This window comes from Pseudomonas japonica, from assembly GCF_900188455.1.
In the GTDB taxonomy this organism is placed as follows: domain Bacteria; phylum Pseudomonadota; class Gammaproteobacteria; order Pseudomonadales; family Pseudomonadaceae; genus Aquipseudomonas; species Aquipseudomonas japonica.
Genome location: NZ_FZOL01000007.1, coordinates 75,149 through 88,155, shown reverse-complemented (window position 1 = coordinate 88,155; position 13,007 = coordinate 75,149). Strand labels below are relative to the sequence as shown.

The window sequence follows — 13,007 nt, the reverse complement described above, 5'->3', positions numbered from 1 at the left end:
GGGGGAAGGCGGTGTTGACCGCCTCTGGGTTAAGCCGCGCTGGAGGTCAGCCTTGACTTGGCTACCTGGCGCGAAACGGCGACCAGGTTGCCTTCGCAATCCCACAGCTCGCCGTCGATCTCCAGAAAACCGCTGACCATGTGCTCGGTGACGAAGCGCCCGTAGATCGGCCCTGGGCAGGGGTGCGCCTTCAGATGCACGGTGTATTCGAGGGTGGGGATGGAACCCCAGGCTTGCGGGGGGAGTACGCAGAACAGGGTCGGCGGGAAGGCATCGGCAAACAGGATCAGGCTGTACAAGTCCGGCTCGATGTCGTCGCTGAAGCTGATCCAGCCTTCAACTTCCGCTTTGTTGCGCGGGTCGGGCTTGCTCAGCAGCTCGGGCCGCACACGCAGGTCGAAGCGACTGGCGAAGGCGGGAGGCAATGGCAAGTGTGGCAAGTCCTGCAGTGGGACGAAGCTGGCAATGTCTGGCAGGCTGCGGCAGCGGCTACTGGCGAGCGTGTCCCCTCTGGCCTGGGAGAAATCGGTAAAGGTGCCGGTATACAGGCCTGTCGCCGCGCCGTTCTGGGCAAGGCTCATCAGGGTGCGAGACAGGCTCTTCTTGCTGTCCACCAGCTGCACGTCGGCGCGGGCCGGCCCGGCTGTCGGGTGCCCGAGAAAGTGCGCACTGAGGGTCAGGGGATCCTGATGAGGGCCGGTAACCTGGGCCATGGTCGCGGCGGCAAGGGCAGCGAGATAGCCGCCATTGGGGTAGCCGAGAATGTCCCAGCGATCGGAAATGGACAGACTGCCGGGTTCGGATACTTCGCCTGGTGCCTGACGCAATGCTTCGAGAAACTTCATGACCGCTTCCTCTCGTTCAGCTTCTGGGCGTGGAGTTGTTCCACGTGGGTACAAAACAACTCGACAGTCGGATAATCGAAGATCACCGTCGGCTCGACCTCGATACCCAGCCAATCCCCGACGTCCAGGGTCAGCGCTACGCCTGTTGCGGAGTCGAGCCCGAGTTCACTGAATGTGGTTTTCAGTCGGATCGTGCGCGGATCGATCGAATGCTCGCTGCTCAGGTATTGGCTCAGCCAATCGTTCACGCTGGGTTTGTCAGGTGACATCGCGTTCATTCCTCCGACGCTGTCAGGCCAACGGCCGCGAGTGAACGGGATTCATAATTGCGCCGGCAACTGACACGACAGATCTTCCCGCTGGTGGTTTGCGGAATGCCGTTGTTCCTCACGTAAATGATTTCCTTGAGCGGGAGAGAATGCTTGCGATAGACAGAGGAGCGGATGTTGGAGGTGATTTCATCCAGATGGCCGGACGTCAGCTCGTCCTGCAGGGACTTGGACAATTCCTGGACGATCACAATCTCTTCACCGCTGTGGCTGTTCACGCCGAACGCCGCGGCGCGTGGCCCGAGCGCCGGGTGCGAGGCCGAGCAGGTCTCTTCGATATCCTGCGGGTAGTAGTTGTTGCCATTGATGATAATGAGCTCTTTGATGCGCCCATTGATGTACAACTCGCCATTTGCCAGGAAGCCCATATCGCCTGTGCGCAGATAGCGTTGCGCCGGTTCGCCCTCGATGATGGCTGCGAAGCTGTCTTCGCTGGCCTCGGGCTTGTTCCAGTAACCCAGCGCGATATGTGGGCCGGCTACCCAGATCTCACCGGTTTCAAATTCGGCGCACTGGCGCCGGGTGTGCGGGTTGACGATGCGCAGTTGCTGGTCGGGCATGCTCACGCCACAGGCAATCACCTGTTTGATACCAGGACGGGCCTCTTCCGGGTTTTCTCCCGGCAAGGCCATGCCGGTCACCGCATCCATTGCCAGGGTGGAGTACACATGACCCAACCTGCCGCCCGACACCATCAGTGTCGCTTCGGCCATGCCATAGCTGGGGCTGAACGTTTCGGCACGCAGACCGAAGCGCTCATAGGCTTTCAGGAACTTCTGCACCACCGCTGACGAGATGGGCTCCGAACCGCAGTAAACAACCTTGAGCGTCGAGAGGTTCAGGTGCTCGAAAGAGTGAGTTACCCGCTCGGTTGCCAGCATCTTGTAGGCGAAATTGGGACCGCCGGTGATCGTGCCGCCGTAGGTCTGCACGGCCTCCAGCCAACGTGCCGGGCGCTGGACAAAGGCCGTTGGCCTCATCAGTACGCATTGCGCTCCCGAGAATATGGTCAACAGCACCGAACCCATCAAACCCATGTCGTGGAACATCGGCAGCCACGACACGATGACGTCATCGGTAGTCGTCGCCCAGGCCCAGGACATCATGTCCTCGTTGGCCAGCAGGTTGTCATGCGAAACCATGACCCCTTTGGGATGGCCGGTCGAGCCGGAGGTGTACTGCAGGAATGCCAACTCCGATCCGCACGATGACTGGCCTTCGATACCCGCGCACTGGTCGCTCGGCACCCTCGAGATAAGTGCCTCGCTGACGAGAAGCTGCATTCGGCCCAGGGCGTGAGACAGCTCCGGACTCTGAGCCTCGAGGGGGCCCGGCACCATGAAAATGCCTTGCGCCTGGCTGTCTTCCGCGATGCGAATCAGCTTCGCCTCTGATTCACTGTTCAGGGCCGGTTTGGCTGGAACCGGAATCAGCCCGGCATACAGCGCGCCGAGAAATGCTCGAATGAAATCGATGCCGTCGGGCAATGCGATCAGCACTCGGCTCGAACGCTCGAACGTCCCGGCCAGTGCAACCCCCAAGGTGTAGGACTGCTGCTGAAGTTGCGCAAAAGAAATGCGCTCGGCTTCATGTTCACCCTGTTCCAGATAAATGAAAGCTGCTTTATCGCCCTGTTGAGCGGAATGATATTCCAAATAGGAAAGTATATTTCTCAGGCGCATGATTACCTCTCTATTGCAGAGCAGTAGTTGGCGATATGGAACGTCTAAGGTATGGCGTAAGTATGGTTTGGTCGTGTGACGATAATGTTTAATTATGTTCGAGTGATATGTCTCACACCGAGGGGGCTGTAACTTTTGGATTTTCTTTCTGGCGTGTCAGCGTAACGAACATCCAGGTGGAGACTGGCGTGAGTATCAAAAGAATTGCGGCCAATATGACGGGTGCCGAGGGTATCTGATAGACCGTTTGCACATGGCCGACCAATACCATCAATAATGCAAGTCCGCCATAAACCCAGGTGTAGAGAATACCAAAGCCTACATCCCTGTTGGCCGGTGCAAGTACCGTGGTGGGTAAGGTCATCAATAACGCGGCAGGAATGCCGATTACGAATCCCGTTGCGATGAACAGTGTATTGAAGAAGGCGTTGCTGGTTTGCGCCAAGGCGAGAGATGCCAATACGAACGAGCAGATAAGAAGAGAAATACCCGCTGACAGGAATCGACTGTTTTTCGACGAGAGGATTCCCCCCACGGTTACGCCAGCGATGGACACCAGAATATGCAGGTTGACCAGAGAACCTGCTGTTAGCGGCGCTGTTCCGTTGGCAATGAACATCCCCGGTACGAAGCTGAGGATCATTACCACCGCGGCGTTATAGAGTGTCAGGCCAATGGCCGAGAGGCTCACCTGCAAGACTTCGAGGCGAGAGATGCGTGATAACGGCGCTACGCTGGCCTGACGCTCGACGCGAGGGTTTCGATACAGCGCCAGCATCGACAGCAACACCACGCCCGCGACCAGAGCGTTTGCCCAGAACACGGCGTTGAAGGTCAGAGATTCGGCGATCAAGTGATGAGTCAGCAGGCCTGCGCCGATACCAATGGGCCAGCCATTGATGATCACCGACATGGCGATGCCCAGTTGCTTGCCTGTGAACCAGTCCGCCGCCATCTTGCTCAACAGGACAAACAAGACGATGGCGCCAAACCCACATTGCAATCGTCCGATGGACAGCACCAGGAAGTCTGGTGCCAGTGCCATGCAGACCGAACCGCTGACCATTAATATCAAACCGCCAGATACGGCCAGTTTGTTACCGAAACGCTTGCCCATCACGCCAGCCAGCAGGGAAAAGACCAGACCCGGCAAGGTAAAGAGCCCGACAAGGGTTCCTATGGCGGTGTGGTTCACGCTGAAGGTGGCCATGAGTTCAGGTGCAATCGACACTACCGATTGAAACTGAAACCCTAATGCCACACGGGCTAGAAAGAGTATGAACAACGCAAGCCATGGACTTGTCCGCACGCGGCATCTCCTTATGAATGAAATTCTATCTTTTTGATTTTCTTTTAGAATTTCTTGTCCATAGAATGACTCTGGAATATCCATCGGTCACTCTGTGTTCCAAAGTATGCATGGTGGTTATTTCTAAAAAACCAAAATCATTTCCATGAATAGTTAAGTAGAAGAGATATCGATAGTATGAATCTTGTTGGCTTTGTGTCTCGGGACCAACCGTCCCACGGGCATACGTTATGAAACCTCATTCCTCATGCGCTCCCGAGGCACAACCAGCACATCCAGCCAAACTCTTTTGCTTTCCGAATGCGGGTGGCACCACGGCACGCTATATCGCGTGGAAAAAGCGCTTGCCTGCCTCTGTTCAGGTGGTTCCCCTTGAATATCCTGGCCGGGGAATGAAAAGCGCAGTGCCGCTATGCAGAGACCTGAAGGCCCTGTTGGCAACACTGGTTGAGGAGATCGCGCCGCAACTGGCAGCGCCTTACTATTTTTTTGGCCACAGCATGGGGGCAACGGTTGCGTTCGAACTTGGCCGGCAGTTGCAGGCGCGCGGCTATCCGCTCCCGAAAGCACTGATCATTTCTGGACGTAGAGCGCCGCATATTCGCGTGCAGGATCTTCTGCACAGGCTGCCAGACCGACAACTCGTCGAGGCCCTGCAGGCCTTCGATGGAATTCCAGCGCCATTGCTGGAGCGCCCGGATGTCCTGAATCATTTCCTGCCGATCATCCGCGCCGACCTGGAAGCCCTGGAGACCTGGCAGCCTGGCTCGGGCGAAAAACTTCGCTGCGATCTCTACCTGTTCGGGGGTACCCATGATCCGCTGGCGCCTACTGCCGACCTGGTCGCATGGCGGGCCCATGTGGAAGGCAGTACCCGGATCAATCTGTTCCCTGGCGGGCATTTTTATCTCGACGACAACGTCAGCGAAGTGACGAGCATGATCGCGAGCGTGCTGGGAGAGACTGCCTAGTGGCCTGTGAGCCCTCTGACCATCGCGTTCATGGCTTGGGTGGGGTCCTGGCGCCGTCCCTGCTTGAGTAGAGCCGACCCTGACCGTCCCGCCGGACGCGCGGGCCGGCGAGGCGGTCAGCAGATGGGCAAAGTGTGGCTAGGGCAGGCTGAAGAGCACTTTCACCTTATCGTTGACAGCAGTCTTGTCGACGTAACCGATGGCGTTCGCTTCCGCGCCGACCAGAGCAACCACGGCTGCGTCGTCGGCAACGCTCGGTAACGGCTGGCCCTTGCCGGTAAACACCAGGCCGGACCAGTAGGACTTGAGCTGCGCCTCGTTCTTGTTGGTGACGGCTCCGTAGAATTTCTCTTTGGTGGGGTTCCAGCCCTTCTGGTCGATGCCTTTGAGGCTGGTGTCCTTTCCGAGGAAGATGTTCGCCACGTCCGACTGAGAGGGCGAGGCGCTGGCGCCGGCATTCGCGATAACGACCGTTTCCGAATGGGCAAAGGCCGAGGCCGTTGCCAGGGCGGTGGCGAGCAGGGCGGTGATGAATGGCTTCATGAGGGCACTCCTTAGAACACGAAGTCGATGCCGACACTGAGGATGTCGCCGTCGTAGTTGCGCGCAGGCACGCCTGCCGCGCCGTTGCTCGCTGCGTAGAGTGCGTGGTCGAACGTTTCCTGGGCGCCCTCGACGAACACGCCGCGGTAGCCAGTGCCACGGGTGTCGACTCGCTTGTATTCACCCTTGAGGATGACGGATGGCGTCAGGTTGTAATTCACGCCATAGGTCCAGGAGCTCTGACGGCCGCGGTCTTCGTCCAGTTGAGCGTAGGTGAGGTGCAGCAGCACGTCGCCGAAGCGCCGGCCGCCCATGACGTAGAACGCGTCGATGCTGCCTTCCTGGTCCGCCTCGCTGTTGTTGCTGGTCCATTCGTTGGAGGAAATCCAGGTGCCGTTGTCGTACTGGTAGCCGATGGAGGTGAACTTGGTCTTCTGTTGGTCCAGGCGCTTGAAGCCGACGCTGGCCGGCACGCCGCCGGGCGCGATTACCGACCTGGTGAGGTCGGCGTCGATATCGGCTTCGGCGTAGCCCACGCGGAAGGCACCGAAATCGCTGGTTTCCAGGGTGACGTTGGCGGCGAAGACTTTCTTGTAGTCGATGTCGTAGAGGTCATCCAGGGCGAACACGTTGCGGTTGACCGCCTGGCCGCCGGCCACCTGGAACGCCAGGGAACCGATACCGATGGGCAGGCTGTAGAGCAGATCGCCGCCTTCGTAGTTGCTCAGCTGGACCTGGCTGTAGACCTCGTCCGGCAGGCGCAGCCAGGGGTGGGTGAAGCCGACATCGAGTGTTTCCGAGTGCATGTATACCGGCAGGCGCAGACGGCCTGCACGCAGGGTCAGACGGTCGCTGGCGGCCCAGGAGAGGTAGGCCCACTCCAGGTTCCCTTTCCACGTGTCCCGCTCCGGCTTGGCAGTGGCCTGGACGGTGACGCCCAGCGTATCGGTCAGCCCGTACTGGAGCTGGGCTCCCAGTTTGGAGAGCTGGTCGCCACGCCAGGAGTCGGTGGTCTGCCCGTTGATGCCATAGCTGCGTCCGGCGTCCTCCCCCCCCAGGTAGGTGAAGCCGGCGGTGCCGAAGCCATTGAAGCGATGTTCACCCTGCTCCAGGGCGATGGCAGGGGCGCTCACAATGAGGCTGGCCAGACCGAGTGTTCTTATACCTTGCATGCTCTTACTGCTCGTGTGGTTGGGAAAGGTCAGATGCGGAACTGGGCGGTGGCGCTGCGCAGGTGTTCGCCGGTGTCCACCAGCTGTTCGCCCAGACGCGCAGTGGCGTCGGCTCCGCGGGTGGTGGCCTCGGTGTCCTGCTGCAGGACCTCGGTGTCCTGCTGGATCGAACGAGAGAGCCCGATCTGTTCGTGGGTGAAGCGGGCGATGCCCGCGTTCAGCTCATCGATCTGGCGAACGGCACGGGTGATCGCTTCGAGGGTCAGGGTGGCCTGGTCGGAGCGCTCGATGCTGGCCCTGGCCTTGGCGCCATTCACGGCCATCGCGTTCGAGACGTTATGGGCGCTGCTCTGCAGGCGCTGGATGATGCTCTGGATCTCCGCCGTGGAGGCGGCAGTCTTCTGCGCGAGGTTGCGCACCTCGTCGGCGACGACGGCGAAACCACGACCTTGTTCGCCGGCGCGCGCCGCTTCGATGGCTGCGTTCAGGGCCAGGAGGTTGGTCTGTTCGGCGATGCTGCGGATCACCGTCAGCACGGTGCCCACTTGCTGGGTCTCTTCTTCCAGTTTCTGCATGGCCTGTACCGAACCGAGCACGTTGTTGCCCAGGTCGCCGATGCTGGAGGAAAGGCTATCGATGTTCTGCCGGGCCTCGTCGGCCTGGCGGGTGGCGGCACTGGCTTCTTCAGAGGCCTGCCGTGAACGCTGCGCCACCTCCTGGATGCTGCCGGTCATGGTGCCGATATCGCGGCTGATGGACTCCGTGCGTTCCTGTTGAGAGCGCGTGCTTTGCTCGGCGCCTTGGGTCAGCCGGTGCAGCTCCCGGGACATCTGTTCGAGCGGGCTGGCGGTTTCGATGATCTTGCGGATGGTGCCCTGCAGCCGGTCCAGCAGGCCGTTGAACAGACCGATCATCTCGCCGATTTCATCCTGCGAATCGACGCTGACATGCCGCGTCAGGTCGCCATCCCCAGTGGCGATGGCCCTGAGCGAGGCGATCACGCCACGGATGTTGTTCATCACCTGGCGGATCACCAGCACCGAGCCGAGGCTGACCAGCAGCAACAGGGCAAGGCTGAGCAGGTAGCCGACGTGGGTGGTGGTGGCGTTATCGGTACGCACCTGGGTCAGGCTGGCCTGGAAATCGCCGTAGACCTGCTGGCGAAACCGGTCTCCGGCCGTCTGCGCGCGTTTGAGGTCCGTCGCCATCCGATCGAGGTTCGGCCGCAGGTCCTCGAAGGCTGCTCCGCCGAGCAATTGCTCGGAGGTCGTCACCGCATTGTCTGCGTAGTTCCGGATGGCGACCGACCAGGCGTTCAGCGCTTCGTCGCTGTTGGTCTGGCCATCTGAAAGTGACGTCAGTTCGTTCAACCTGGCGTTCACATCGGCCAGGGTCTTGCGGGCTTCCTCCAGGGTATCGCGCTCGCCGGCGGCAACCGCACCGTTGAGCAGGCCGGGAATGCGCGAGAACTGGAAGATCGCCCGGTCGGCAGTCTCCAGGGTGGGGTAGCTGTGCGTTTCAAGGGCTACCAGCCGGCTGTCGTTGTTGTCCAGTTGCAGCGCGGTGTAGCCAACGAAAAGCAGCAGGCCGGTCAGGGCCACGGCCGGTGGCAGGGAGAGTTTCAGGGTCAGCGACATGGCTTTGGGCATAGGGTCCTTGCTCGCGAAGGGGGAAGGGGCGTTGCTCGCGCAGGCGAAGCCATCACAGCCGTTGGGTGGCCGCGAGTGCGTCGTTCGAAAAGTCAGGAGGCGCCCGCCGGGTCGCGTGCGCTCAAGCCATTGGAGGTGCGATCAGTGCCAGGGGATGTCGGGCGGACCGCGTTTCATTCCGGCGCGCTCCCGCCCAGGCGTGGCCAGGACGTATTGATCGCACTCCGTTGGGCGTCGCTCAGCCGCTCGAGGAAGAAAAGCCGCCTGCGTTTCTCCGGGCTGGGGATGGTCGGTTCCGGAAGCAGCAGCCGGTTGCAGAGCTGCGTTCCCCAACGGTTGCAACGGGACCTTCGCGCCCCTTTGGACAGCGACAGCGCCTTGGTTCCCAAGTCCATCCTAGCCCTCACCACATGGTTGCGGTTTATTTATTATTTCGTGTGTTATGCAAAATACAGAAGTTTTGATTTCGTGCAAGAAAAAAAGCGGCGGGCATGCGCATACGGCACGAAGCACTTGGTCGCGACGCGCATGGAGGAGGAATGGGCGGTGATCTTGCTGGTCGTCTTGGTGCTGTTCGGCGGCAAACGTATGCGGTACTTGAGTCGCGACTTGGGCGAGGTGATCAAAGGATTTCGCGAGTCGGTCAGAGACAGTTCGGATGGCCTGCTCGCCGATGAGCAGCGGGTGGATTCCAGACGGCGCGATGGCTAAAGAGGGGGGGCACCGGCCAAAACGCTGAGTCCAGATAGCACAAAGCCCCATCAACTGGGGCTTTGTAAGGTGTTTGGTGGAACCGGGGGGATTTGAACCCCCGTCCGCCAGTACTCCGCTGTCGGTACTACATGCTTAGCCGTGTCTATTGAGTTAATCCGCAGCCGCCCGACGGGCAGGGTGCTTTGGACGAGTTGTGTAAGTTTTAGCCGCTTCGTCCACAACGTACTGCACGGCGATCCTGTTCTGTATGACAATCATTTCGGGTTTACAGGCATCCCCTGATGATTGCTGGAGCCGAAGCTACCAGGAGAGCGGGCTCGGCTGCTTACGCAGCGAGAGCGTAACCCTCGTAGTTTTCGTCATTGGCAACTATAGAAAGTTGCAACAGTGGATTTACGAGTTCTGTTACCAACTCGGCATGCACCTAGAGTTTCGTTACCGGCGTCGAATCCTAATCGGCCCCATTTTTTCTGCTCTAAGCTGACGCTTTTTCAAGCGCGTGAGGCGGATTATACGACATCATCCGGGCGACGTATACCATCGCCCGGATGCTCTGTTTCACTCGCTGCCGCCACCCTTGGTGGTGTTCTGCAGGTCCTGCAGGGCTTTGCTGGTGAGGGCGATGCAATCCTTGTCGTTGCCGGCGGTTTTCGCGGCCCGCGCATCGTCGGCCTGTTCCTTGACCGATTTGACCAGGTCTTCCGATGTGGCGCCGAGGCTGGCCAGTTGATCGTCGATCTTCTGCAGGTTGGCCGTGCACAGGTCGTCCGCCGCGAACACAGGGGAGGCAAGCAGTGCGGCGGTCATGAACAGTCCGGTAATCGCAGTACGCTTCATGTGAATCTCCTTGGCTGGGAGGCCTCGGGAAGAGGGGCCTGATGGGTGGACTGCCGCGTTCGCCAAGGAGTTCACAGGAATGTCATGACCGGTCAGAGCGCCCGCGGACGGGTCACCCGGTCCACCAGGTAGACCAGTCCGTGATAGTCGATACCGGCATGGGTCGACAGGCCGATCTCGCAGGTGCGGCTGGTGGAAATCCCCTCTTCGCAATACTGCACCGCGTCCTTCAGGCTGCGCAGCGAGTGCGCGTTGAGCTCCGGTGTGGTGAAGCCCTTGTCGCCGGCGAAACCACAGCAGTGGATGCCTTCCGGAATCACCACCTGCTTGCTGCACAGACGCGCCAGGTCGATCAGCGCCTGGCTTTCGCCCAGGTGCTGGGTGCTGCAGGTCACGTGTACGGCGATCGGCGCGTCCTGCGGGGTGAACTCCAGTTTGTCCAGCAGGTGGCTGCGAATGAAGCGCACCGGGTCGTACAGGTCGAGCCGGGTTTCGGCCAGATTCTGGACCAGGCGCAAGGTGCACGGGCTGGTGTCGCAGTAGATCGGGTCGAGACCGCCGCGGCTGGCGTGCAGCAAGGCGCTGATCAGCTCCTGGCGTTTGTGCTCGGCTTGCTCGGCGTATCCCTTGGAGGCGAACGGCTGACCGCAGCAGAGGCTGTCCTGGTTTTCCGGGAAGACCACCTGGTAGCCGGCCTTTTCCAGCAGGCCGCGAGTCTTGTCCAGCAGCGAGGTCTGTTCGCGATCGCCCGCCGCCGGGCCCATTACCCGCGAGACGCACGCGGCCAGATAGACCACCCGTGGCCGCGCGTCGTTGCTGGCAATGCTGGCGAGCGGATTCTTCAATGGCTGCGGCATGGCGGGCGTCCATTGCGGCAGGCGCCCGTTGCTGGCCTTGCTCAGCGACCTGCTGATCCGGCTCAGGCGCGGTGCGCCGAGCAAGCGACGCGCACCATTGGCGGCACGCAAGGTCAGGCGCGCGCCACTCAACGCGGTATGGAAATGCTCCGCCAGCCAGTCGGCGGTCTTGCCGTGATGGGCGACCTGGCCGCGCAGCTTCTTCACCAGCTCACCGGTGTTGATCCCTACCGGACAGCGTTGGGCGCACAGTCCGGTGGCGGCGCAGGTGTCGATACCCTGGTACTGATAGTCGCGCTCCAGTGCCGAGGTATCTTCGCCGGCGCGTTTCCTGGCCTGGATATCGCGCCACATGACGATGCGCTGGCGCGGGCTCAGGGTCAGTCCCTTGGACGGGCACACCGGTTCGCAGAAGCCGCACTCGATGCACTTGTCGACGATCTCGTCGGCGGCCGGCAGCGGCTTGAGGTTCTTCAGGTGGATATCGGGATCTTCGCTGAGCACCACATCCGGGTTGAGGATGCCGTTGGGGTCGAGCAGGCGCTTGAGCTGCCACATCAGCTGGTAGGCGTCCCGGCCCCATTCCAGCTCGACGAACGGCGCCATGTTGCGCCCGGTGCCGTGCTCGGCCTTCAGCGAGCCGCCGAACTCCACCGCCACCAGTTGCGCGACGTCATCCATGAACGCCTGGTAGCGCGCCACTTCCGCGGCGCTGTTGAAGCCTTGGGTGAAGACGAAGTGCAGGTTGCCTTCCAGGGCATGACCGAAAATGATCGCCTCGTCGTAGTGGTGCTTGTCGAACAGCTGGATCAGGCGGTTGACGCCCTCGGCCAGTTGCTCGACCGGGAACGTCACGTCTTCGATGATCACCGTGGTACCGGTCTGACGCACCGCACCGACCGCCGGGAAGGTGTCCTTGCGAATTTTCCACAGCAGGTTGTAGACCGCCGGGTCCTCGCTGAAGTCGACCTTCTGCTCCAGCGGGAAATCGGCGATGGACGCCATGATCTGCGCCAGTTGCTCATGCAGCAGGGTCTGGCTGGCCGCACGGGATTCGATGAGCAATGCGCAGGCGTTGTCCGACAGGCCTTTCACCCATTCCGGCATGCCCGGCTTGTTCTGCACCGAACGCAGGCTGCGGCGGTCCAGCAGTTCCACGGCGGACACCGGCTGTTGCTTGAGCACGGTCACCGCGCGGCAGCAGCTTTCCACGCTGGGGAAAACGATCAGCGCCGAGGCCTTGTGCGGGTGGTCGGGCACGGTGTCGTAGGTCACCGCGCTGATGAAGCCGAGTGTGCCTTCGGAGCCGACCAGCAGGTGCTGCAGGATGTCGAGTGGCTGGTCGTAGTCGACCAGTGCATTGAGCGACAGGCCTGTGGTGTTCTTCAGTCGGTACTTATGCCGGATACGGTCGGCCAGGGCGGTGTTGGCGCGGGTCTCGCGAGCGAGCCGGGCGAGTTCCGCGAGCAGGACGGCGTGGCTGCTTTCGAAGGCGGCCACGCTGGCCGGGTCCTCGCTGTCCAGGCGCGTGCCGTCGGCGAGCACCAGGCGCAGGCCGGCGAGGGTGTGGTAGGTGTTCTGCGCGGTGCCGCAGCACATGCCGCTGGCGTTGTTGGCGACGATGCCACCGATCTTGCAGGCGTTGATCGAGGCCGGGTCGGGGCCGATCTTGCGTCCGAACGGCGCCAGCCAGGCATTGGCCTGGGCGCCGATGACGCCGGGCTGCAGACGGATCTGCTCGCCCTGGCCGCGGATCTCGCGACCGTTCCAGTTGTCGCCAAGGACGATCAGCACCGAGTCGCTGAGGGCCTGGCCGGACAGGCTGGTGCCAGCGGCGCGGAAGGTCACCGGGACACACTCGCGCTGGGCGAGCTTGATCAGGCCGACCACTTCGTCTTCGGATTCGACGCGTACCACCAGTTTCGGGATCAGTCGGTAGAAGCTGGCGTCGGTGCCGAAGGCCAGGGTCGAGGTGGGATCGTCGAAACGGCGCTCGCTGGGGATCAGGCGCTCGGCCTCGCGGAGGAACGCGGCGGGCAGGCTCATGCAGTCTCCTCGCGGGGTCGCGGCGTCTGCTGCGTCGCGTGCCCCGGTCAATC

The 13,007-nt window shown here is 61.3% G+C and carries 11 protein-coding genes and 1 other RNA gene; 2 read left to right on the top strand and 10 right to left on the bottom strand.

Annotated features, from left to right (window positions below):
• Positions 1–29: 29 nt before the first annotated feature.
• The 4 genes from CHB99_RS10975 to CHB99_RS10960 all read right to left on the bottom strand — a co-directional run bounded on the left by CHB99_RS10975 (position 30) and on the right by CHB99_RS10960 (position 4,249).
• Positions 30–845: a thioesterase family protein gene (locus CHB99_RS10975; protein WP_042125676.1), complete on the bottom strand. Its 816-nt coding sequence runs from the start codon at positions 843–845 to the stop codon at positions 30–32.
• Entirely contained in the window at positions 842–1,114 is a 273-nt protein-coding gene (locus CHB99_RS10970; protein WP_052419448.1) for an acyl carrier protein, read from the bottom strand. Before CHB99_RS10970 ends, CHB99_RS10975 begins: the two co-directional genes overlap by 4 nt.
• Positions 1,115–1,119: 5 nt before the next feature.
• Positions 1,120–2,856, bottom strand: coding sequence for a fatty acyl-AMP ligase (locus tag CHB99_RS10965; protein WP_042125680.1), 1,737 nt, complete (start codon positions 2,854–2,856; stop codon positions 1,120–1,122).
• A gap of 112 nt (positions 2,857–2,968) precedes the next feature.
• On the bottom strand, positions 2,969–4,249 hold the full coding sequence (locus CHB99_RS10960; protein WP_084702759.1) for an MFS transporter: 1,281 nt from the start codon (positions 4,247–4,249) through the stop codon (positions 2,969–2,971).
• A 146-nt stretch (positions 4,250–4,395) separates the two neighbouring features.
• On the opposite strand from CHB99_RS10960, the gene CHB99_RS10955 reads away from it, so the two are divergent.
• Positions 4,396–5,136, top strand: coding sequence for a thioesterase II family protein (locus CHB99_RS10955; protein ID WP_042125684.1), 741 nt, complete (start codon positions 4,396–4,398; stop codon positions 5,134–5,136).
• 138 nt (positions 5,137–5,274) lie between these two features.
• On the opposite strand, the gene CHB99_RS10950 is transcribed toward CHB99_RS10955, so the two are convergent.
• Genes CHB99_RS10950 through CHB99_RS10940 form a run of 3 tightly spaced genes read right to left on the bottom strand, consistent with a single transcriptional unit; the run spans position 5,275 to position 8,500 of the window.
• Positions 5,275–5,679, bottom strand: coding sequence for a hypothetical protein (locus CHB99_RS10950; protein WP_042125686.1), 405 nt, complete (start codon positions 5,677–5,679; stop codon positions 5,275–5,277).
• An 11-nt stretch (positions 5,680–5,690) separates the two neighbouring features.
• Positions 5,691–6,851 (bottom strand): porin, encoded by a 1,161-nt coding sequence (locus CHB99_RS10945; protein WP_084702761.1) that lies wholly within the window; start codon positions 6,849–6,851, stop codon positions 5,691–5,693.
• Between the two features lie 29 nt (positions 6,852–6,880).
• On the bottom strand, positions 6,881–8,500 hold the full coding sequence (locus CHB99_RS10940; RefSeq protein WP_042125688.1) for a methyl-accepting chemotaxis protein: 1,620 nt from the start codon (positions 8,498–8,500) through the stop codon (positions 6,881–6,883).
• Positions 8,501–8,713: 213 nt separating this feature from the next.
• On the opposite strand from CHB99_RS10940, the gene CHB99_RS30075 reads away from it, so the two are divergent.
• Complete coding sequence (locus tag CHB99_RS30075) at positions 8,714–9,211, top strand: twin-arginine translocase TatA/TatE family subunit (RefSeq protein ID WP_141137281.1); 498 nt, start codon at positions 8,714–8,716, stop codon at positions 9,209–9,211.
• 74 nt (positions 9,212–9,285) lie between these two features.
• Here the strand turns inward: CHB99_RS30075 and ssrA are convergent.
• The 3 genes from ssrA to CHB99_RS10920 all read right to left on the bottom strand — a co-directional run bounded on the left by ssrA (position 9,286) and on the right by CHB99_RS10920 (position 12,954).
• Positions 9,286–9,677, bottom strand: a transfer-messenger RNA (tmRNA) gene (gene ssrA, locus CHB99_RS10930).
• Positions 9,678–9,772: 95 nt separating this feature from the next.
• On the bottom strand, positions 9,773–10,051 hold the full coding sequence (locus tag CHB99_RS10925) for a hypothetical protein (protein WP_042125689.1): 279 nt from the start codon (positions 10,049–10,051) through the stop codon (positions 9,773–9,775).
• Between the two features lie 92 nt (positions 10,052–10,143).
• Positions 10,144–12,954: an FAD-binding and (Fe-S)-binding domain-containing protein gene (locus CHB99_RS10920; protein WP_042125691.1), complete on the bottom strand. Its 2,811-nt coding sequence runs from the start codon at positions 12,952–12,954 to the stop codon at positions 10,144–10,146.
• Between the last annotated feature and the right edge of the window lie 53 nt (positions 12,955–13,007).

Coding starts and splice junctions, on each gene's coding strand:
- CHB99_RS10945 (WP_084702761.1), bottom strand. CDS start 6,851: ATGCAAGGTATAAGAACACTCGGTCTGGCCAGCCTCATTGTGAGCGCC.
- CHB99_RS10920 (WP_042125691.1), bottom strand. CDS start 12,954: ATGAGCCTGCCCGCCGCGTTCCTCCGCGAGGCCGAGCGCCTGATCCCC.
- CHB99_RS10965 (WP_042125680.1), bottom strand. CDS start 2,856: ATGCGCCTGAGAAATATACTTTCCTATTTGGAATATCATTCCGCTCAA.
- CHB99_RS10940 (WP_042125688.1), bottom strand. CDS start 8,500: ATGCCCAAAGCCATGTCGCTGACCCTGAAACTCTCCCTGCCACCGGCC.
- CHB99_RS10970 (WP_052419448.1), bottom strand. CDS start 1,114: ATGTCACCTGACAAACCCAGCGTGAACGATTGGCTGAGCCAATACCTG.
- CHB99_RS10975 (WP_042125676.1), bottom strand. CDS start 845: ATGAAGTTTCTCGAAGCATTGCGTCAGGCACCAGGCGAAGTATCCGAA.
- CHB99_RS10950 (WP_042125686.1), bottom strand. CDS start 5,679: ATGAAGCCATTCATCACCGCCCTGCTCGCCACCGCCCTGGCAACGGCC.
- CHB99_RS10925 (WP_042125689.1), bottom strand. CDS start 10,051: ATGAAGCGTACTGCGATTACCGGACTGTTCATGACCGCCGCACTGCTT.
- CHB99_RS10955 (WP_042125684.1), top strand. CDS start 4,396: ATGAAACCTCATTCCTCATGCGCTCCCGAGGCACAACCAGCACATCCA.
- CHB99_RS10960 (WP_084702759.1), bottom strand. CDS start 4,249: ATGGATATTCCAGAGTCATTCTATGGACAAGAAATTCTAAAAGAAAAT.